The sequence below is a fragment of the Kitasatospora sp. NPDC058965 genome (assembly GCF_042741245.1).
Taxonomy (GTDB): Bacteria; Actinomycetota; Actinomycetes; order Streptomycetales; family Streptomycetaceae; genus Kitasatospora.
Map to the genome: position 1 here is coordinate 1 of NZ_JBHYKG010000086.1, position 19,232 is coordinate 19,232.

The following is a 19,232-nucleotide window of genomic DNA, read 5'->3' on the forward strand; positions in this document are numbered from 1 at the left end:
GCACCCCGAACCGGGGAGCCGCGGCCGTGCGGCGTCGTACCGTGGGGGAGTGGAACGGCCGCCGGGCAAGGACCCGGCGGGAACATACCGACGAAAGGCGTTGGCCAGATGGTGGAGATCAAGACCCCCGAGCAGATCGCGAAGATGCGCGTCGCCGGGCTGGTCGTGGCCGAGGCGCTCAAGGCCTGCCGCGCGGCGGTGGCCCCCGGGGTGACCACCCAGGAGCTCAACGACATCGCCGACAAGGTGATCGGCGAGCACGGCGCCACCTCCAACTTCCGGGCCCACCACGGCGGGCTCTGGTTCCCGGGGGTGATCTGCGCCTCGGTGAACAACGAGGTGGTGCACGGCATCCCGGGCGAGCGGGTGCTGCAGGAGGGCGACCTGATCTCCATCGACTGCGGCGCGATCGTGGACGGCTGGCACGGCGACGCGGCGATCACCGTCGCGGTCGGCCAGGTGGCGCCCGAGGTGGAGATGCTCTCCCGGGTGACCGAGGGCTCGATGTGGGCTGGCATCGCGCAGATGAAGAAGAGCAACCGCCTGGTCGACGTCTCCAAGGCGATCGAGGGCTTCATCCGCCGCCAGCCGCTGCCGCCCAAGGGCAAGTGGGGCATCACCGAGGGCTACGGCGGGCACGGCATCGGCACCGCCATGCACATGGAGCCGCACGTGCTGAACTACGTCGAGCGCGGCCGCGGCAAGGGCCCCAAGCTGGTCCCCGGCACGGTGCTGGCGATCGAGCCGATGGTCTCGCTGGGCACCCCGCACACCTCGGTGCTGGAGGACGACTGGACCGTGGTGACCAACGACGGCACCTGGGCCTCGCACTGGGAGCACTCGGTGGCCGTGACCGAGCAGGGCCCGCTGGTGCTCACCGCCTTCGACGGCGGGAAGGCGCAGCTCGCGGCGCTCGGCGTGACGGCCGCCCCCGACCCGTTGGGCTGACCCGGTATAGTCCGGGCTCGACCGCGAGCGGGATCGGACAATAGGGGTAACAGTGCTCAAGGGCTTTCGCGACTTCATGATGCGCGGCAACGTCGTGGACATGGGCGTCGGCATCGTGATCGGCGCCGCGTTCACCGGTGTGGTCAACGGCTTCGTGAAGGCGTTCCTCACCCCGCTGGTCGGTGTGGTCACCGGCGCGGCCGGTGACTACAGCAGCAAGACCTTCACGGTGGCGAACGTGAAGTTCCCGTACGGGGAGTTCGTCAACACGATGATCTCCTTCGTGCTGACCGCGGCGGTGCTGTACTTCTGCGTGGTGCTGCCGGTCACCAAGGCCAGCGCGCGCTACCTGCCGAAGAAGCCGAAGACCCCCAAGCGCCCGTGCCCGGAGTGCCTGACCGAGATCCCGGAGGCGGCCAGCCGCTGCTCGGCCTGCACCGCCCAGGTGCACCCGGTCGCCGTGCCGGTCCAGCACTGAACAGGGTCACGTTCGAGGTCGTGTAAGATGGACCGTCGGCTCTCTCGTAGCGTGCCTCGGCACGCCCTCGACCGCATCGGTTCGAGGTGAAGGCTGGTTCGCACGAGCGTTCCGCATACGGTAGCCGGTCCCGAAGGGTGGATCTCGCAGTTCATGGCCAAGAAGCAAGGCGCCATTGAAATCGAGGGCACCGTGATCGAGTCTCTTCCGAACGCCATGTTCAAAGTCGAGCTTCAGAACGGTCACAAGGTCCTCGCGCACATCAGCGGCAAGATGCGCATGCACTACATCCGCATCCTTCCGGATGACCGGGTTGTGGTGGAGCTCAGCCCCTACGACCTGACCCGTGGTCGGATCGTCTACCGGTACAAGTAGTTCCATTTGCTTGCTCCGCGAGGGGCAAAAACGTCAGATCTAGACCCGGAGGACCAGAGTCATGAAGGTCAAGCCGAGCGTCAAGAAGATCTGCGACAAGTGCAAGGTGATCCGCCGTCACGGCCGGGTCATGGTGATCTGCGACAACCTGCGCCACAAGCAGCGCCAGGGCTGATCGTCCCGCATTTCTCGTAGTACTTCGCGCGACGCGCACTGTCATAAACGGGCTGCCCGATCCGTCCCGGTGGGACGGACTGCCACCCCCGGCGCAGAGGCCGGGGCTCGCACACCGCGAGGTGTCCGAGTAGGTAGCGCGTAAGACCTCTGAAGAACAACCCAGGAGCCATGAATGGCACGCCTCTCCGGCGTTGATCTCCCCCGCGAGAAGCGGATCGAGATCGCCCTCACGTACGTCTACGGCATCGGCCGGACCCGGGCCCAGCAGACGCTGGCCGAGACGGGCGTGAACCCCGACATCCGCGTCCGCGACATCACCGAGGACGACCTGGTCGCGCTGCAGCGCTTCATCGACGCGAACTTCCGCGTCGAGGGTGACCTGCGCCGCGAGGTGGCGGCCGACATCCGCCGCAAGGTCGAGATCGGCTGCTACGAGGGTCTGCGTCACCGCCGCGGCCTGCCCGTCCGCGGTCAGCGCACCCACACCAACGCGCGTACCCGCAAGGGCCCGCGTCGCGCGATTGCCGGCAAGAAGAAGCCGGGCAAGAAGTAGTCCGCCCGTTAACCGGACATCCCTCCGGCCCGCGGGTTAGCGGACCGACCACCTCAGTAGGAGAACAGACTTATGCCCCCCAAGGGTCGTCAGGCTGCCGGCGCGAAGAAGATCCGCCGCAAGGAAAAGAAGAACGTCGCTCACGGGCACGCTCACATCAAGAGCACGTTCAACAACACCATCGTTTCGATCACCGACCCCGCGGGCAACGTGATCTCCTGGGCCTCCGCCGGCCACGTCGGCTTCAAGGGCTCGCGCAAGTCCACCCCGTTCGCCGCGCAGATGGCCGCCGAGGCCGCCGCGCGTCGTGCGCAGGAGCACGGCATGCGCAAGGTCGACGTCTTCGTGAAGGGTCCGGGCTCCGGCCGCGAGACCGCGATCCGCTCGCTCCAGGCCACCGGCCTGGAGGTCGGCTCGATCCAGGACGTCACCCCCACCCCGCACAACGGCTGCCGCCCGCCGAAGCGTCGCCGCGTCTGACCTGACGCGTCGCCTTCGGGTGCGAGTGTCTTAACCACGTACGGGCTCCCGTTTCAGGCGGGAGCCCGTACGCTGGTCTTGTTCGGCATCAAATAGTGGGTGCCGAGTACAACTGGAGGATCTGAAAACATGCTGATCGCTCAGCGTCCCTCGCTGACCGAAGAGGTTGTCGACGAGTACCGCTCGCGGTTCGTGATCGAGCCGCTGGAGCCGGGCTTCGGCTACACCCTCGGCAACTCGCTCCGCCGCACGCTCCTCTCCTCGATCCCCGGCGCTGCTGTCACCAGCATCCGGATCGACGGTGTCCTGCACGAGTTCACCACCGTGCCGGGCGTCAAGGAGGACGTGACCGACCTCATCCTGAACATCAAGCAGCTGGTCGTCTCCTCGGAGCACGACGAGCCGGTCGTGATGTACCTGCGCAAGCAGGGCCCGGGTGTGGTCACCGCCGCCGACATCGCGCCCCCGGCCGGTGTCGACGTGCACAACCCCGAGCTGGTCCTCGCCACGCTGAACGGCAAGGGCAAGCTGGAGATGGAGCTGACCGTCGAGCGCGGTCGCGGCTACGTCTCCGCCGTGCAGAACAAGGCGTCCGGCCAGGAGATCGGCCGGATCCCGGTCGACTCGATCTACAGCCCCGTGCTGAAGGTCACCTACAAGGTCGAGGCCACCCGTGTCGAGCAGCGGACCGACTTCGACAAGCTGATCGTCGACGTCGAGACCAAGCCCGCCATGCGTCCGCGCGACGCCATGGCCTCGGCCGGCAAGACCCTGGTGGAGCTGTTCGGCCTCGCCCGCGAGCTGAACATCGACGCCGAGGGCATCGACATGGGCCCGTCCCCGACGGACGCCGCCCTGGCCGCCGACCTGGCGCTGCCGATCGAGGAGCTGGAGCTCACGGTCCGCTCCTACAACTGCCTCAAGCGCGAGGGCATCCACACCGTGGGTGAGCTCGTGGCCCGCTCCGAGGCCGACCTGCTCGACATCCGCAACTTCGGTGCGAAGTCGATCGACGAGGTCAAGGCGAAGCTGGCCGGCATGGGCCTGGCCCTCAAGGACAGCCCGCCCGGGTTCGACCCGACCGCGGCCGCCGACGCCTTCGGCGCCGACGACCTGGACGACGCGGGTTACGCCGAGACCGAGCAGTACTAAGAGATTTGGATCGGGGGCGGTCCGCGAGGATCGCCCCCGCTTCATGCCAAGTCGTGGCGGCAACAGTGCTGCCACGCCCGCTGCGGTACCTGACACGGCCGCAAGTCGGAGATTCGAGGAGTAATCCATGCCGCGTCCCACCAAGGGTGCCCGCCTCGGCGGCGGCCCGTCCCACGAGCCGCTGCTGCTCGCCGGTCTGGCCCGTGAGCTGTTCCAGTACGGCCGCATCACCACCACCGAGGCCAAGGCCCGCCGCCTGCGCCCGCTGGCGGAGAAGCTGATCACCAAGGCGAAGAAGGGCGACATCCACAACCGTCGCCTGGTGCGCAAGACCATCACCGACGTCTCGGTGCTGCACACCCTCTTCACCGAGATCGCGCCGCGCTACGAGAACCGTCCGGGTGGCTACACCCGGATCACCAAGATCATGCCCCGTCGTGGCGACAACGCCCCGATGGCCGTGATCGAGCTGGTCGAGGCGCTGACCGTCGCGCAGACCGCGGTCGGCGAGGCCGAGGCCGCCACCAAGCGCTCCGCCAAGGACGCCGAGGCCGCTGCCGCCCCGGTCGCCGAGGAGACCGCCGCTGCCGAGGCTCCGGCCGACGCCGCGCCGGCCGACGAGGCCGAGCAGGCCTGACACCGGTAGGTGCGTGACGGGCCCGCCCCTCCGCTTCGGCGGGGGAGCGGGCCCGTTCCCTTTTGTCTGTTGGGAGTTGGGGAGACAGTGGCTTTGGAGTGCGCCGAGACGGCGCCCGCGAAGGACGGCCCGGCCGAGGGCCACCGGCGGATCCGGCTGGACCTGGCCTACCACGGGGCCGAGTTCTCCGGCTGGGCCCGCCAGCGCGGGCGGCGCACCGTGCAGGAGGAGATCGAGAGCGCGCTGCAGATCGTCACCCGCAGCCCCGAGCCGTTCCCGCTCACGGTGGCCGGACGGACCGACGCCGGGGTGCACGCGCGCGGCCAGGTGGCGCACGTCGACCTGCCCGCCGAGCTGTGGGAGCAGCACGGCGGGAAGCTGCTGCGCCGACTGGCCGGGCGGCTGCCGGCCGACGTGCGGGTCTTCCGGCTGGGCGAGGCCCCGGCCGGCTTCGACGCCCGGTTCGCCGCCGTCTGGCGCCGGTACGCCTACCGGGTGGCCGACCACCAGGGCGGGGTGGACCCGCTGCTGCGCGGCCACGTGCTCTGGCACGACCGCCCGCTGGACCTGGACCGGATGAACGAGGCCGCCGCGCTGCTGCTGGGCGAGCACGACTTCGCCGCGTACTGCAAGAAGCGCGAGGGTGCGACCACCATCCGCACCCTGCTGGAGCTGCACTGGGACCGGGTGCCGATGGACCCGTACGCGGCCCAGGAGGGCTCGCTGGCGGTGGCCACGGTGCGGGCCGACGCGTTCTGCCACAACATGGTGCGCGCGCTGGTCGGCGCGATGCTGCTGGTCGGCGACGGGCACCGGCCGGTGGAGTTCCCCGGCGAGGTGCTGGCCGGTGGGGTGCGCAACAGCGCGGTCAACGTGATCCGGCCGTACGGGCTGACCCTGGAGGAGGTCGGCTACCCGCCGGACGACCAGCTGGCCGAGCGCGGTCGACTGGCCCGCCGACTGCGCACGTTGCCCGGACAGGGCTAATCCGTTTGGTCCCCGGGCCCGCGGTAGGGAGAATTCCGGGCCATGGGACACGTCGAGATTTCGCACCTTGAGTACTACCTGCCGGACGGGCGGGTGCTGTTCGACGACGCGTCCTTCCGGGTCGGCGAGGGCGCCGCGGTCGCACTGGTGGGCGCCAACGGGGCCGGCAAGACCACCCTGCTGCGCATGATCGCGGGGGACACCCAGCCGCACGGCGGGACCGTGACGGTCAGCGGCGGCCTCGGCGTGATGCGCCAGTTCGTCGGCACCACCGGCCGGGAGGACCTGCGCGAGACGCCGGGGGCGCTGCCGCCGGACGCCTCGGTGCGGGACCTGCTGGTCTCGGTGGCCCCCGCGCGGATCGCGGTCGCGGCCAAGGCGGTGGACGCCGCCGAGCTGGCGATGATGGCCCAGGACGACGAGAAGAGCCAGATGGCGTACGCCCAGGCGCTCTCCGACTGGGCGGACGCCGGCGGCTACGACTTCGAGACCGACTGGGACGTCTGCACCACGGCGGCCCTCGGGATGCCGTTCGACCGGGCCCAGTTCCGCGGCCTGAACACCCTCTCCGGCGGCGAGCAGAAGCGCCTGGTGCTGGAGTGCCTGCTGCGCGGCCCGGACGAGGTGCTGCTGCTGGACGAGCCGGACAACTACCTGGACGTGCCGGGCAAGCGCTGGCTGGAGGAGGCGATCAAGGCCTCCCCGAAGACCGTGCTGTTCATCTCGCACGACCGCGAGCTGCTCTCCCGCTGCGCCGACAAGATCATCAGCATCGAGTCCGGCTTCGGTGGCGGCGGCAGCTCGGTCTGGGTGCACGGCGGCGGCTTCGACTCCTTCCACGAGGCCCGCAAGGAGCGCTTCGCCCGGTTCGAGGAGCTCGGCCGGCGCTGGGACGAGGAGCACGCCAAGCTCAAGAAACTGGTGGTGAACCTGCGTCAGGCGGCCTCGGTCAGCCACGCGCTGGCCACCCGCTACGCGGCCGCGCAGACCCGGCTGAAGAAGTTCGAGGAGGCCGGCCGGCCGGAGGAGCCGCCGCGCGAGCAGAACATCACCATGCGGCTCAAGGGCGGGCGCACCGGCGTGCGGGCGCTGACCATCGAGCAGCTGGAGCTGACCGGCCTGATGAAGCCCTTCGACCTGGAGGTCTACTACGGCCAGCGGGTCGCGGTGCTGGGCTCCAACGGCTCCGGCAAGTCGCACTTCCTGCGGCTGCTGGCCGGCGACGACACGGTGCGGCACAACGGCGGCTTCAAGCTCGGCGCCCGGGTGGTGCCCGGCCACTTCCGGCAGACCCACGCCCACCCGGAGCTGTTCGGGCGGACGGTGCGCTCGATCATCGAGGAGGAGCACGCGCTCAGCCGCGGGGCCGCGATGGGCGCGCTGCGCCGCTACGAGCTGGACAAGCAGGAGGAGCAGAAGTTCGAGTCGCTCTCCGGCGGCCAGCAGGCCCGGTTGATGATCCTCAAGCTGGAGCTGGACGGGGTCACGGCGCTGCTGCTGGACGAGCCGACCGACAACCTGGACCTGGAGAGTGCCGAGGCGCTGCAGGAGGGTCTGGAGGCCTTCGAGGGTACGGTGCTCTGCGTGACCCACGACCGCTGGTTCGCCCGCAGTTTCGACCGGTTCCTGGTGTTCGGCACCGACGGACGGGTCTACGAGTCGCCCGAACCGGTGTGGGACGAGCGCCGGGTGGAGCGGGAGCGCTGAGTTCCGGCGCGGCCGCGTTTTGGAGTTGGGTCGGCGGACGGGTATCGTTGGCCCTTGTTGTGCGTATTGGCTCGCTCCATCTCACGTGAGAGGTCGGTACGCCGGAGACACCGGGTCGATGACCAGCGGCTTCCTCTTGATTGCGTCCAAGTGGAGTCAGGCTGATCCACTCGAACAGGTGCTCCTGTCAGGACTCACTCACTGAAAAGCGAAGGCTACGACCGTGCGTACGTACAGCCCCAAGCCCGGCGACGTCCAGCGTCAGTGGCACGTCATCGACGCGACCGACGTCGTGCTCGGCCGTCTGGCGTCCCAGGCCGCCAACCTCCTGCGGGGCAAGCACAAGCCCACCTACGCGCCGCACATGGACATGGGTGACTTCGTCATCATCATCAATGCGGACAAGGTGCACCTGTCGGGTAACAAGAAGCAGCAGAAGCTGGCGTACCGCCACTCCGGCTTCCCGGGCGGTCTGCGCTCCGTGCGCTACGACGACCTGCTGGCCAACAACCCGGAGAAGGCCGTCGAGAAGGCCATCAAGGGCATGGTCCCGAAGAACACCCTGGGCCGCCAGATGCTCTCGAAGCTGAAGGTCTACTCGGGCGACCAGCACCCGCACGCTGCCCAGCAGCCGGTGCCGTTCGAGATCTCCCAGGTCGCGCAGTAATCCCGGCCACAAGCCCTTAACTAAGAAAAGCTGAGGAACATCGTGGCCGAGAACGCTGCCATCGAGACCACCCTTGACGTCGACTTCGACGAGGAGCTCACCGAGTACACCTCCGAGGAGGAGACCTCCTACTCGTCCGAGTCGGCCGCCGGCCGCTTCGCCGAGGCCATCCCCGGCGCCGGCCTGGGCCGCCGCAAGGAGGCGATCGCCCGCGTGCGCATCGTCCCCGGCACCGGCAAGTGGAAGATCAACGGTCGCACCCTGGAGAACTACTTCCCCAACAAGGTGCACCAGCAGACCGTGAACGAGCCCTTCAAGCTCCTCGAGCTGGACGGCCGTTACGACGTCATCGCCCGCATCGCGGGTGGCGGCGTGTCCGGTCAGGCCTACGCGCTGCGCCTCGGCGTGGCCCGCGCCCTGAACGAGGCGGACGTGGACAACAACCGCGGCGCCCTCAAGAAGGCCGGCTTCCTGACCCGTGACGCCCGCGCCGTCGAGCGCAAGAAGGCCGGTCTCAAGAAGGCCCGCAAGGCGCCGCAGTACAGCAAGCGCTAAATTCGCACCGCCGGGGTGCGTACCACCCGCTGGTGCGCACCCCGATGGTGGGACTCACGCCCCGGAGCACTCCTCGTGCCCCGGGGCGTTGTGCTCCCTGGACCGGTCAGGCGGCCAGGGATACCTCTGTCGCCGGTCGGATGCCCACAGCGCCGACCGGTGCCTCCCAACGAAGGACGGGACAGTGGCACGACTCTTCGGTACGGACGGCGTACGCGGTGTGGCCAACGAGGGCCTCGACGCCGAACTCGCGCTGGGTCTGTCGATGGCCGCCGCGCACGTGCTGGGCGATGCGGGCGGCTTCGGCGGCCGGCGCCCGGTGGCGGTGGTCGGACGCGACCCGCGGGCCAGCGGTGAGTTCCTGGAGGCCGCGGTGATCGCGGGCCTGGCCGGCTCGGGCGTGGACGTGCTGCGGGTCGGCGTGCTGCCGACCCCGGCGGTGGCCTACCTCACCGGTGCGCTCGGCGCCGACTTCGGCGTGATGCTCTCGGCGAGCCACAACGCGATGCCGGACAACGGGATCAAGTTCCTGGCCCGCGGCGGGCACAAGCTCGACGACGCGGTCGAGGACGCGATCGAGGCCGACTACCACCGGGCCCGGGACGGCGTGTCGCCCGCCCGCCCGCGCCCGACCGGCGCCGGGGTGGGCCGGGTGCACGAGTACACCGAGGGCTTCGACAAGTACGTCGCCCACCTGGTCGCGGTGCTGCCGAACCGGCTGGACGGCGTCAAGGTGGTGATCGACGGTGCCCACGGCGCGGCCGCCAAGGTGGCCATCGAGGCGTTCGCCCGGGCCGGCGCCGAGGTGGTCTTCACCCTGGGCGACGAGCCGACCGGCCTGAACATCAACGACGGCGTGGGGTCCACCCACCTGGACGGCCTCAAGCAGGCGATGCGCGAGCACAAGGCGGACCTGGGCATCGCGCTGGACGGCGACGCGGACCGCTGCCTGGCCGCCGACGCCGACGGCGAGGAGGTGGACGGCGACCAGATCATCGCGATCCTGGCGCTGGCCATGCGCGAGGCCGGCACGCTGCGCCGCAACACCGCGGTCGGCACCGTGATGAGCAACCTGGGCTTCAAGCTGGCGATGGAGCGCGAGGGCATCGGCCTGGTCCAGACGGCGGTGGGCGACCGCTACGTGCTGGAGGCGATGAAGGAGCACGGCTACGCGCTGGGCGGCGAGCAGTCCGGCCACGTGATCCTGCTGGACCACGCGACCACCGGCGACGGCACGCTGACCGGCCTGATGCTGGGCGCCCGGCTGGCGGCCACCCGCAAGCCGCTGGCCGAGCTGGCCGCGGTGATGACCCGGCTGCCGCAGCTGCTGATCAACGTCAAGGGCGTGGACAAGGACCGGGTGAACGACTGCGCCGAGCTCGCCGCCGCGGTCAAGGAGGCCGAGGAGGAGCTCGGCGGCACCGGCCGGGTGCTGCTGCGCCCGTCCGGCACCGAGCCGCTGGTGCGGGTCATGGTGGAGGCGGCCGACCAGGCCCAGGCCCGGGCCGTGGCCGAGCGGCTGGCCGGGGTGGTCCGGGAGCAGCTCGCCTCCTGACCCCGGGTCAGAGCTTGCGGAGGAGGGCGCGGCGCACCTTGTGGTCCGCGCCCTTCTGCAGGATCAGGGTGGCCCGGCCGCGGGTGGGCAGCACGTTCTCCAGCAGGTTGGGCTTGTTGATGGTGCGCCAGACCTGGCGGCCGTACTCCATCGCCTCCTCCTCCGGCACCTCGGTGAACCGGCGGAAGTAGGAGTTCGGGTCCTGGAAGGCCGTGTCGCGCAGCTTCTTGAACCGGGACAGGTACCAGTTCTCGATGTCGTCGGTGCGCGCGTCCACGTAGATGGAGAAGTCGAAGTAGTCGGCCACCGCGAGCCGGGTCCGGCCGTCGGTGCCGGGCAGCGCGGGCTGCAGCACGTTCAGGCCCTCGACGATCAGGATGTCCGGGCGCTGCACGGTCAGCCGCTCGTCGGGCACGATGTCGTACACCAGGTGCGAGTAGACCGGTGCGCTGACCTGTTCCTTGCCGGCCTTCACGTCGGCCACGAAGCGCATCAGGGCGCGCCGGTCGTAGGACTCGGGGAAGCCCTTGCGGGCCATCAGGCCGCGCCGGCGCAGCTCGGCGTTGGGCAGCAGGAACCCGTCGGTGGTGACCAGCTCGACCCGGGGGTGCTCGGGCCAGCGGGCCAGCAGGGCCTGCAGCAGGCGGGCGGAGGTGGACTTGCCGACCGCCACCGAGCCGGCCACGCCGATGATGAACGGCGTGCGGGTCCGCTCGGTGTCGGGGGTGTCCAGGAAGGTGCCGAGCGCGCCGCGCAGCTCGTGGGTGGCGTGGATGTAGAGGTTCAGCAGCCGGGACAGCGGCAGGTAGACGTCCTCCACCTCGCCGAGGTCCAGTGCTGTGCCGAGGCCGCGCAGGCGCTCCACCTCGGCCGCGCTCAGTGGCAGCGGCGTCCGGTTGCGCAGGGCGCTCCACTCGGCCCGCGAGAGGTCGACGTACGGGGACGGCGACGGCGTGGACGCGGAGGGAGCGCCCGGGGTACAGAGTTCGGTCAGCACATGCTCCATTGTGGGCCGTCCCGGGGCACCGGGTCCCTGTGGCGTCGGTCACCCGCTGTTGTCCTGCACGCAAGCTGCGTGAGAGCCAGCAGCCCTTATGCTCACACATATGTGCGGAATTGTTGGATATGTGGGCTCTCAGAGCGCACTTGACGTAGTCATCGCGGGCCTCCAGCGCCTCGAGTACCGGGGATACGACTCGGCGGGCGTGGCCGTCCAGGTGGTGGACTCCTCGGGGCAGTGGAGTCTGGCCGCCGACAAGCGGGCGGGCAAGCTGGTCAACCTGGAGAAGTCGCTCGCCGAAACCCCTCTACCCGCCGGTACCACCGGCATCGGCCACACCCGGTGGGCCACCCACGGCGGCCCGACCGACGCCAATGCCCACCCCCACCAGGACGACCACCGCAAGGTGGCGGTGGTGCACAACGGCATCATCGAGAACTTCGCCCAGCTGCGCGCCGAGCTGGCCGACCGGGGGCACACGCTGCGCTCGGAGACCGACACCGAGGTGGTCGCCCACCTGCTGGCCGAGGCCTTCGAGGGCGACCTGGCCGAGGCGATGCGGGTGGTCTGCCGCCGGCTGGACGGCGCCTTCACCCTGGTGGCGGTGCACGCGGACGCGCCCGGCACGGTGGTCGGCGCCCGGCGCAACTCGCCCCTGGTGGTCGGGGTCGGCGAGGGCGAGAACTTCCTGGCCTCGGACGTGGCCGCGTTCATCGCGCACACCCGCGAGGCGATCGAGCTGGGCCAGGACCAAGTGGTCGAGCTGCGGGTCGACGGCGTCACGGTGACCGACTTCCACGGTGCCCCGGCCGAGGTGCGGGCCTACCACGTGGACTGGGACGCGTCGGCCGCCGAGAAGGGCGGCTACGACTACTTCATGCTCAAGGAGATCGCCGAGCAGCCCAAGGCGGTGGCCGACACCCTGCTGGGCCGGATCGGTACCGACGGCCGGCTCACCCTGGACGAGCTGCGGATCCCGGACGCGGTGCTGCGCGAGGTCGACAAGGTCGTCATCGTGGCCTGCGGCACCGCCTTCCACGCCGGCATGATCGCCAAGTACGCGATCGAGCACTGGACCCGGATCCCGTGCGAGGTCGAGGTCGCCTCGGAGTTCCGCTACCGGGACCCGATCCTGGACGACCGCACCCTGGTGATCGCCATCTCCCAGTCCGGCGAGACCATGGACACCCTGATGGCGCTGCGGCACGCGCGCGAGCAGGGCGCCCGGGTGCTGGCGATCTGCAACACCAACGGCTCCACCATCCCGCGCGAGTCGGACGCGGTGCTCTACACCCACGCCGGTCCCGAGGTGGCGGTGGCCTCCACCAAGGCCTTCCTGACCCAGCTGGTCGCCTGCTACCTGGTGGCGCTCTACCTGGGCCAGGTGCGCGGCACCAAGTGGGGCGACGAGATCGGGGCGGTCATCAAGGAGCTCTCCGACGCGCCCACGCAGGTCGAGCAGGTGCTGCGGACCATGGAGCCGGTGCGCGAGCTGGCCCGCTCGCTGGCCGACGCGCGCTCGGTGCTCTTCCTCGGCCGGCACGTGGGCTTCCCGGTGGCGCTGGAGGGCGCGCTCAAGCTCAAGGAGCTGGCGTACATGCACGCCGAGGGCTTCGCGGCGGGCGAGCTGAAGCACGGTCCGATCGCGCTGATCGAGGAGGGGCTGCCGGTGGTCGTGGTGGTGCCCTCGCCGCGCGGGCGGTCGATCCTGCACGACAAGATCGTCTCCAACATCCAGGAGATCCGGGCCCGCGGTGCCCGGACCATCGTGATCGCGGAGGAGGGGGACGAGGCGGTGGTGCCGTACGCGGACCACCTGATCCGGATCCCGGTCACCCCGACCCTGCTGCAGCCGCTGGTCGCCACCGTGCCGCTGCAGGTCTTCGCCTGCGAGCTGGCCACCGCCAAGGGCCACGAGGTGGACCAGCCGCGCAATCTCGCGAAGTCGGTCACGGTCGAGTAGGTACCGTGGGCGGGTGATCATCGGAGTGGGAATCGACGTGGCCGCCATCGAGCGCTTCGAGCAGTCGGCGGCGCGCCGCCCGGGTGTCCTGGACCGCCTCTTCACCCCGGCCGAGTTGCTGCTCCCCTCGGGGGAGCGGCGCTCGGCCGCTTCGTTGGCGGCGCGGTTCGCGGCCAAGGAGGCGCTGGCCAAGGCGCTGGGGGCACCGGGCGGGCTGGAGTGGCACGACGCCGAGGTGTGCAGCGAGGCGTCCGGGCGGCCGGTGCTGCGGGTGCGCGGGACGGTGGCCGCGCGGGCGGCGGAGCTGGGGGTGCGGTCCTGGCACCTGTCGCTCAGCCACGACGCGGGGGTGGCCTCGGCGGTGGTGATCGCCGAGGGGTAGCGGGGGTGCCGGTCGCGATCCTGGGGCAGGATCGGGGGCATGCGTGAAGCCCACACCGTGGAACAGGTCCGCGCCGCCGAAGCCGCGCTGGCCGGACAGCCCCTGATGGACCGTGCGGTGGCCGGCCTGGCCGCCACCTGCGCCAAACTGCTGGCCGGCCGCCGCGGCCGGGTCTACGGCGCCCGGGTGCTGGTGCTGGCGGGCAGTGGGGACAACGGTGGTGACGCCCTGTTCGCCGGCGCCGCGCTGGCCCGCCGCGGCGCCGCCGTCACCGCCGTGCTGCTCTCGCCCGACCGGGCCCACCCCGCCGCACTGGCCGCGCTGAAGGCGGCGGGTGGTCGTCCGACCGTGGATCAGGATGTCGGCCTGGCCGACTTCCGGCGGGCGGATCTGGTGCTGGACGGCATCGTCGGCATCGGCGGCCGCGGCGGGCTGCGCCCGGCGGCCGCGCCGTACGCCGCGGCGGAACGCAGCGGACTGCTGGTCGCGGTGGACCTGCCCAGCGGGGTGGACGCCGACACCGGGGAGGTGGCCGGGGCGGCGCTGCGCGCGGACGTCACGGTGACCTTCGGCACCCACAAGCCCGGGCTGCTGATCGACCCCGGGGCGGGCTACGCCGGGACGGTCCAGCTGGTGCCGATCGGACTGCGCCCGCCGGCCGCCCCCGTCGAGGCGCTGCAGCACGCGGACGTGGCGGCGCTGCTGCCCCGGCCGGGCGCCGAGAGCGACAAGTACCGGCGCGGCGTGCTGGGGGTGCTGGCGGGCTCCGAGCGGTACCCCGGGGCCGCGCAGCTGGCGGTGGCGGGTGCACTGCACGGCGGTGCGGGCGCGGTGCGGTACCAGGGGCGGCCCGGCGAGGAGGTGGTGCGCCGGCACCCCGAGGTGCTGCTCACCCCCGGGCGGGTGCAGGCCTGGGTGGTCGGGCCGGGCAGCGGGGACGAGGCGCCCGGGGCACTGGCGGACGCGCTGGCGGACGAGGTCCCGGTGCTGGTGGACGCGGACGGGCTGACCGAGCTGGCCCGGCTGGGGCCGCGGGCGCTGGCCGGGCGGGCGGCGCCGACCCTGCTCACCCCGCACGCCGGCGAGGCGGCCCGGCTGCTCGGGGACGGGGTGACGGCGCAGCAGGTGGCCGCGGAGCGGCTGCGGCGGGCCCGGGAGCTGGCCGAGCGGTACGGGGCGGTGGTGCTGCTCAAGGGATCCACCACGGTGGTCGCCCGACCGGACGGCGCCGCGCGGGTGAACCCGACGGGCACGGCCTGGCTGGCCACCGCCGGGAGCGGCGACGTGCTGGCGGGCCTGACGGGGGCGCTGCTGGCGGCCGGGCTGGGGGCGTTCGACGCCGCGTCGGTCGGTGCCTACCTGCACGGGCTGGCGGGCCGGATCGCGGCGGCCGGCGCCCCGGTCACGGCGGGCGGGGTGGCGGCCGCGCTGCCCGCGGCGTGGCGCGAGGCGGCGGGCGGCCGAGGGGGTTCCCCGCAGGGGTGACCCGGAGTGCGCGGGCGCCGGAGGCTGTGGGGACACTGCGGTAGGACAAGTCAGGACATCCGACCGGGCCCGCGGAGCAGGGGGTGACGAGCGCGTGTCGGGTGGGATGGGAGACTGAGCGTGATGACAACTGCGAAGACGCCCGGGACTGCCATGCTCGCCGAAGGACTGCGTGCCGAGGCGACCATCGACCTGGCCGCGCTGCGCGGCAACCTCGCCGCGCTGCGCGAGCGGGTGGTGGGCGCCGACGTGATGGCCGTCGTCAAGGCCGACGCCTACGGCCACGGCGCGCTGCCGTGCGCCCTGGAGGCGCTGGCCGCCGGGGTCCGCTGGCTCGGCACGGCGACCCCGGAGGAGGCGCTGGCGCTGCGCGCCGCCGGCATAGCCCCGGAGCAGGCACGGATCCTGTGCTGGCTGTGGACCCCGGGCGGCCCGTGGGCACAGGCGCTGCGGGCCGGCGTGGACATCTCGGTCAGCGGCCAGTGGGCCCTGGACGAACTGCTCGCCGCGGTCCGCGCCACCGGCGTCCCGGCCCGGGTGCACCTGAAGGCCGACACCGGCCTGGGCCGCAACGGCTGCCAGCCGCGCGACTGGCCCGACCTGGTGGACGCCGCGCTGCGCGCCGAGGCGGCCGGCGAGCTGACCGTGGTCGGCCTCTGGTCGCACTTCGCCGCTGCCGACGAGCCGGGCCACCCCTCCATCCAGGCCCAGCAGGACGCCTTCGCCACCGCGCTGGCCTACGCCGAGCGGGCCGGGGTCCGGCCCGAGGTGCGCCACCTGGCCAACTCGCCGGCCACCCTGCTGCTGCCGGGCTCGCACTACGACCTGGTCCGCACCGGGCTGGCCATGTACGGACTCTCCCCGGTGCCCGAGGTCGGCGCCCCGGCGGACTTCGGACTGCGCCCGGTGATGGCGCTCGGCGCCCGGCTGGCCCTGGTCAAGCAGGTGCCGGGCGGACACGGCGTCAGTTACGGCCACCACTACGTCACCGCGGGCGAGACCACGCTGGGCCTGGTTCCGGTCGGCTACGCGGACGGCATCCCGCGGCACGCCAGCGGCACCGCGCCGGTGCAGATCGGCGGCAAGTGGCGCACCGTGGCCGGCCGGGTGGCGATGGACCAGTTCGTGGTGGACCTGGGCGGCGACACCCCGGCGGTCGGCGAGGAGGTGCTGCTCTTCGGCAACGGCGAACGGGGCGAGCCGACCGCCGAGGACTGGGGCCGGGCCTGCGGCACCATCTCCTACGAGATCGTCACCCGGATCGGTGCCCGGGTGCCGCGCCGTTACGTGGGCGGCAGCGGGGCCCTGCGGTGACCGAGCCCGCGCCGGGAGGGCCGGGCCGGGCCGGGCTGATCGGGCTCTCGGTCGGCGTGCTGGCCGCCGGCGCGGCCGCGGGCGTGGCGATCGAGCGGCTCACCCTGGGCCGGGCCCGCCGCCGGGCCCGCGAGGAGCTGGACGCGGCGGCCCCGTTCGGCTCGCTGCGCGGCCGGCCGCGCACGGTGGCGGCCGCGGACGGCACCGAACTGTACGTCGAGGTGGACGGCCCGCCGGGCGGCGACCCCGGCAACGGCGAGCGGCACGGCTGGTTCGCCCACCCCCGCCCGGGCGGCCCCGGTGCGGTGGACCGCAGCGCGGTGCCCCCGCTGCTGGCCGGTCGCACCGAGCGCGCGCCGCTGGTCTTCACCCCGGTGCCGACCGGGCCGGAGCCGCTCACCGTGGTCTTCTGCCACGGCTACTGCCTGAACCAGGACAGCTTCCACTTCCAGCGGGCCGCGCTGCGCGACGGGCTGCGGCTGGTCTTCTGGGACCAGCGCAGCCACGGCCGCTCCGAGCGGTCGCGCTCCTACCTGGCCGGACAGCCGGCCAGCGTGGACCAGTTGGGCGGCGACCTGAAGGCGGTGCTGGACGCGGTGGCGCCGACCGGGCCGCTGGTGCTGGTCGGCCACTCGATGGGCGGCATGACCGTGATGGCGCTGGCCGAGCAGCACCCCGGGCTGTTCCGCGACCGGGTGGTGGGCGTGGCGCTGCTCGGCACCTCGGCCGGCGACTGGGACTCGGTGGACCTGGGACTGCCGCCGGTCGGGATGAAGGTGTGGCGCCGGGTCGGGCCCGGTGTGGTGCGGCTGCTGGGCAGTCAGGTCGGCCTGGTGGAGGCCACCCGCCGGCTCGGCGCGGACGTGGCCGCGGTCTTCTACCGCCGGTTCTCCTTCGGCAACGGCGGCCGGGACGTGGACCCGGCAGTGGGCCGGTTCGCGGAGCAGCTGCTGGACGCCACCCCGATCGACGTGGTGGCCGAGTTCTACCCGGTCTTCGCCTCGCACGAGAAGACCGCCGCGCTGGCCGCCCTGGCCGGGCTGCCGGTGCTGGTGATGGCCGGCACCGAGGACCTGCTCACCCCGGCCGCGCACAGCGAGGCGATCGCCCGCGCGCTGCCGGACGCCGAGCTGGTGCTGCTGCCGGGCACCGGCCACCTGCTCCAACTGGAGCGCCCCGACGAGGTGAACCGGCAGCTGGTCGGGCTGCTCCGCCGCACCGGCCTGCCGCTGCCGGCCCACCTGCGGGAGCCGGCCGAGGGCTGAGCGCGGCGGGGCGGCCCGATGTGGCACCGTTGGGTCCGACCGACCCGCGCCAGCCACGCCCGACACAGCCGAGGAAGCCCCATGGACGTCCAGACCACGCTCACCGTCGCCTCGCCGGAGTCGATGACCGGGCTCGGCAAGCGGTTGGCCGCCCTGCTGCGGGCCGGCGACCTGGTGCTGCTGTCCGGCGAGCTCGGCGCGGGGAAGACCACCCTGACCCGGGGGCTGGGGGAGGGCCTCGGGGTGCGCGGCGCGGTCACCTCGCCGACCTTCGTGATCGCCCGGGTGCACCCCTCGCTGGTGGCCGGCCCGCCGCTGGTGCACGTCGACGCCTACCGGCTGGGCGGTGGGCTGGACGAGATGGAGGACCTCGACCTGGACGTCTCGCTGCCGGAGTCGGTGGTGGTGGTCGAGTGGGGCGAGGGCAAGGTCGAGGGGCTCTCGGAGAACCGGCTGGAGGTGCGGATCGAGCGGGCCCTCGGCGGCACCGACCCCGAGGACGACAGCGACCCGCGCCGGGTCCGGCTGACCGGTCTGGGCGCGCGCTGGGCCGACGTGGACCTCGCCGTGCTCGGCTGAGCCCCGGTCCGACTGACGGCGTTTTACCGACGCGGTGTCGGGAACCTGTTGCGGGCGTGCCGGTGGACGTGATGGGATGGCCGTGGAAGTTAGGGGTACCTAACCAGGGAGTTCGCCATGACGCCGAGCAGCACCCCTGTCCCGCCCCGCCCGAGCGCCGCCGAGCAGGCCGCCGCGGGGGACCCCCTGGCCGAGGCCCCGGGGAGCGTCCCGATGAGTCGGCTGCTGGCCGCCGGTGCGTGCGCCGCCGCCGTCTGCACCCCGCCGGAGCGCCGCAGCGCGTCCCGCGATCAGTCGACCACCAGCACCCGGGTGCCGGCCGGCGCGAAGTCCCAGAGCGTCTGACCGTCCGGCCGGGTCTCCCGGATCCCGCCCGTCCTCCCGTTCGGGTCGGCGGCCGGCGTGGCGCCGTCCACCGCCGCGCTGAAGCCGAAGACGGTGCCGCTCTGCTGGGTGAACCGCACCACGTGCTCGACCTGGCGCCCGTCGGTCCCGGTCGAGGTGGCCGAGCGGCTGTACACCGTGTAGCTGCCCGGGGCCGGGTGGACCGAGCCGGGCTCCACCGTGAAGCTCGCCGTCACCTGCGGGTTCTTCTTCGGGTCGACCAGCCAGACCTGCTTGGCGCCGATCGAGTAGACCACCCGCCGGGTGCTGCCGCCCGCGGCGGCGGGCGGCAGCGGGGACAGGCTCGGGGCGGCCGGGGCGCTCGGCGAGGGTGCGGCGGAGGTGCTGGGCACCGGGGCGGGCCGGGCGGTGGTCGCGGCCGGGGCGGTGCCCTCGGCCTGGACCGCGAGGACGGCGACCAGCGCGAGCGCCACCAGCGTCAGTCCGGCCACCGTGACTCCAGGGCTCATCCTCGGCACCGTGCGCTCCCGTCGTCCACAGGGGTCTGTGCGCCCCATCGTGCCAGGTTCCGGGGGTGGGGTCGGGACCTCACGAACGCGTGTTCCGTACCGGGACAAATGGCCGGGTG

22 protein-coding genes are annotated in these 19,232 nt (G+C 72.3%); 20 read left to right on the top strand and 2 right to left on the bottom strand.

The genetic code is table 11. The annotated features are described in order from the left end of the window. The first annotated feature begins 108 nt into the window (after positions 1-108). From map to glmM, 13 genes are all read left to right on the top strand, one after another. Positions 109-948 (top strand): type I methionyl aminopeptidase, encoded by an 840-nt coding sequence (map, locus tag ACFW1A_RS16705; protein ID WP_380409659.1) that lies wholly within the window; start codon positions 109-111, stop codon positions 946-948. A 52-nt stretch (positions 949-1,000) separates the two neighbouring features. After that, a complete protein-coding gene (mscL, locus tag ACFW1A_RS16710) occupies positions 1,001-1,426 on the top strand; it encodes a large conductance mechanosensitive channel protein MscL (protein ID WP_380409661.1) in 426 nt (141 codons plus the stop codon). A gap of 153 nt (positions 1,427-1,579) precedes the next feature. Next, a complete protein-coding gene (infA, locus tag ACFW1A_RS16715) occupies positions 1,580-1,801 on the top strand; it encodes a translation initiation factor IF-1 (RefSeq protein WP_003956442.1) in 222 nt (73 codons plus the stop codon). A 61-nt stretch (positions 1,802-1,862) separates the two neighbouring features. Further along, complete coding sequence (gene rpmJ / locus ACFW1A_RS16720; protein WP_003956441.1) at positions 1,863-1,976, top strand: 50S ribosomal protein L36; 114 nt, start codon at positions 1,863-1,865, stop codon at positions 1,974-1,976. A gap of 174 nt (positions 1,977-2,150) precedes the next feature. Further along, positions 2,151-2,531 (top strand): 30S ribosomal protein S13, encoded by a 381-nt coding sequence (gene rpsM, locus ACFW1A_RS16725; RefSeq protein ID WP_380409662.1) that lies wholly within the window; start codon positions 2,151-2,153, stop codon positions 2,529-2,531. A 72-nt stretch (positions 2,532-2,603) separates the two neighbouring features. Continuing rightward, on the top strand, positions 2,604-3,011 hold the full coding sequence (gene rpsK, locus ACFW1A_RS16730; protein ID WP_030232513.1) for a 30S ribosomal protein S11: 408 nt from the start codon (positions 2,604-2,606) through the stop codon (positions 3,009-3,011). Between the two features lie 129 nt (positions 3,012-3,140). Next, complete coding sequence (locus ACFW1A_RS16735) at positions 3,141-4,163, top strand: DNA-directed RNA polymerase subunit alpha (RefSeq protein WP_380409663.1); 1,023 nt, start codon at positions 3,141-3,143, stop codon at positions 4,161-4,163. A gap of 127 nt (positions 4,164-4,290) precedes the next feature. Then, on the top strand, positions 4,291-4,800 hold the full coding sequence (gene rplQ / locus ACFW1A_RS16740; protein ID WP_380409664.1) for a 50S ribosomal protein L17: 510 nt from the start codon (positions 4,291-4,293) through the stop codon (positions 4,798-4,800). Between the two features lie 87 nt (positions 4,801-4,887). After that, positions 4,888-5,787: a tRNA pseudouridine(38-40) synthase TruA gene (gene truA, locus ACFW1A_RS16745; RefSeq protein ID WP_380409666.1), complete on the top strand. Its 900-nt coding sequence runs from the start codon at positions 4,888-4,890 to the stop codon at positions 5,785-5,787. Positions 5,788-5,829: 42 nt separating this feature from the next. Beyond that, complete coding sequence (locus ACFW1A_RS16750; protein WP_380409668.1) at positions 5,830-7,494, top strand: ABC-F family ATP-binding cassette domain-containing protein; 1,665 nt, start codon at positions 5,830-5,832, stop codon at positions 7,492-7,494. A 223-nt stretch (positions 7,495-7,717) separates the two neighbouring features. Then, the gene (rplM, locus tag ACFW1A_RS16755; protein ID WP_380409670.1) at positions 7,718-8,161 is read left to right on the top strand and encodes a 50S ribosomal protein L13; all 444 of its coding nucleotides are present in this window, start codon (positions 7,718-7,720) and stop codon (positions 8,159-8,161) included. Between the two features lie 42 nt (positions 8,162-8,203). Next, entirely contained in the window at positions 8,204-8,716 is a 513-nt protein-coding gene (gene rpsI, locus ACFW1A_RS16760; RefSeq protein WP_380409672.1) for a 30S ribosomal protein S9, read from the top strand. A gap of 184 nt (positions 8,717-8,900) precedes the next feature. Beyond that, positions 8,901-10,271, top strand: a complete 1,371-nt coding sequence (gene glmM / locus ACFW1A_RS16765) for a phosphoglucosamine mutase (protein ID WP_380409674.1) — start codon at positions 8,901-8,903, stop codon at positions 10,269-10,271. 7 nt (positions 10,272-10,278) lie between these two features. On the opposite strand, the gene coaA is transcribed toward glmM, so the two are convergent. Next, positions 10,279-11,277: a type I pantothenate kinase gene (gene coaA, locus ACFW1A_RS16770; protein ID WP_380409676.1), complete on the bottom strand. Its 999-nt coding sequence runs from the start codon at positions 11,275-11,277 to the stop codon at positions 10,279-10,281. A gap of 100 nt (positions 11,278-11,377) precedes the next feature. On the opposite strand from coaA, the gene glmS reads away from it, so the two are divergent. The 7 genes from glmS (at position 11,378) to ACFW1A_RS16805 (ending at position 18,604) form a co-directional block, all read left to right on the top strand. Further along, positions 11,378-13,234 (top strand): glutamine--fructose-6-phosphate transaminase (isomerizing), encoded by a 1,857-nt coding sequence (gene glmS, locus ACFW1A_RS16775; RefSeq protein WP_380409678.1) that lies wholly within the window; start codon positions 11,378-11,380, stop codon positions 13,232-13,234. Positions 13,235-13,247: 13 nt separating this feature from the next. Further along, positions 13,248-13,616, top strand: coding sequence for a holo-ACP synthase (locus tag ACFW1A_RS16780; protein WP_380409680.1), 369 nt, complete (start codon positions 13,248-13,250; stop codon positions 13,614-13,616). Between the two features lie 39 nt (positions 13,617-13,655). Beyond that, positions 13,656-15,101: an NAD(P)H-hydrate dehydratase gene (locus tag ACFW1A_RS16785; RefSeq protein ID WP_380409682.1), complete on the top strand. Its 1,446-nt coding sequence runs from the start codon at positions 13,656-13,658 to the stop codon at positions 15,099-15,101. Between the two features lie 123 nt (positions 15,102-15,224). Continuing rightward, positions 15,225-16,415, top strand: a complete 1,191-nt coding sequence (alr, locus tag ACFW1A_RS16790; protein WP_380409684.1) for an alanine racemase — start codon at positions 15,225-15,227, stop codon at positions 16,413-16,415. Next, positions 16,412-17,680 (top strand): alpha/beta fold hydrolase, encoded by a 1,269-nt coding sequence (locus tag ACFW1A_RS16795; protein WP_380409686.1) that lies wholly within the window; start codon positions 16,412-16,414, stop codon positions 17,678-17,680. The genes alr and ACFW1A_RS16795 overlap by 4 nt, the downstream gene beginning before the upstream one ends. Positions 17,681-17,761: 81 nt before the next feature. After that, on the top strand, positions 17,762-18,259 hold the full coding sequence (gene tsaE, locus ACFW1A_RS16800) for a tRNA (adenosine(37)-N6)-threonylcarbamoyltransferase complex ATPase subunit type 1 TsaE (protein WP_380409688.1): 498 nt from the start codon (positions 17,762-17,764) through the stop codon (positions 18,257-18,259). A gap of 117 nt (positions 18,260-18,376) precedes the next feature. Next, a complete protein-coding gene (locus ACFW1A_RS16805; RefSeq protein WP_380409690.1) occupies positions 18,377-18,604 on the top strand; it encodes a hypothetical protein in 228 nt (75 codons plus the stop codon). Here ACFW1A_RS16805 and ACFW1A_RS16810 read toward each other — a convergent pair. Further along, complete coding sequence (locus ACFW1A_RS16810) at positions 18,550-19,113, bottom strand: hypothetical protein (protein WP_380409693.1); 564 nt, start codon at positions 19,111-19,113, stop codon at positions 18,550-18,552. The two genes, ACFW1A_RS16805 and ACFW1A_RS16810, sit on opposite strands and share 55 nt — an antisense overlap. Positions 19,114-19,232: the final 119 nt, after the last annotated feature.

Coding starts and splice junctions, on each gene's coding strand:
- map (WP_380409659.1), top strand. CDS start 109: ATGGTGGAGATCAAGACCCCCGAGCAGATCGCGAAGATGCGCGTCGCC.
- infA (WP_003956442.1), top strand. CDS start 1,580: ATGGCCAAGAAGCAAGGCGCCATTGAAATCGAGGGCACCGTGATCGAG.
- rpmJ (WP_003956441.1), top strand. CDS start 1,863: ATGAAGGTCAAGCCGAGCGTCAAGAAGATCTGCGACAAGTGCAAGGTG.
- rpsM (WP_380409662.1), top strand. CDS start 2,151: ATGGCACGCCTCTCCGGCGTTGATCTCCCCCGCGAGAAGCGGATCGAG.
- rpsK (WP_030232513.1), top strand. CDS start 2,604: ATGCCCCCCAAGGGTCGTCAGGCTGCCGGCGCGAAGAAGATCCGCCGC.
- ACFW1A_RS16735 (WP_380409663.1), top strand. CDS start 3,141: ATGCTGATCGCTCAGCGTCCCTCGCTGACCGAAGAGGTTGTCGACGAG.
- rplQ (WP_380409664.1), top strand. CDS start 4,291: ATGCCGCGTCCCACCAAGGGTGCCCGCCTCGGCGGCGGCCCGTCCCAC.
- ACFW1A_RS16750 (WP_380409668.1), top strand. CDS start 5,830: ATGGGACACGTCGAGATTTCGCACCTTGAGTACTACCTGCCGGACGGG.
- coaA (WP_380409676.1), bottom strand. CDS start 11,277: ATGGAGCATGTGCTGACCGAACTCTGTACCCCGGGCGCTCCCTCCGCG.
- glmS (WP_380409678.1), top strand. CDS start 11,378: ATGTGCGGAATTGTTGGATATGTGGGCTCTCAGAGCGCACTTGACGTA.
- ACFW1A_RS16785 (WP_380409682.1), top strand. CDS start 13,656: ATGCGTGAAGCCCACACCGTGGAACAGGTCCGCGCCGCCGAAGCCGCG.
- alr (WP_380409684.1), top strand. CDS start 15,225: ATGACAACTGCGAAGACGCCCGGGACTGCCATGCTCGCCGAAGGACTG.
- tsaE (WP_380409688.1), top strand. CDS start 17,762: ATGGACGTCCAGACCACGCTCACCGTCGCCTCGCCGGAGTCGATGACC.
- ACFW1A_RS16805 (WP_380409690.1), top strand. CDS start 18,377: ATGACGCCGAGCAGCACCCCTGTCCCGCCCCGCCCGAGCGCCGCCGAG.
- ACFW1A_RS16810 (WP_380409693.1), bottom strand. CDS start 19,113: ATGAGCCCTGGAGTCACGGTGGCCGGACTGACGCTGGTGGCGCTCGCG.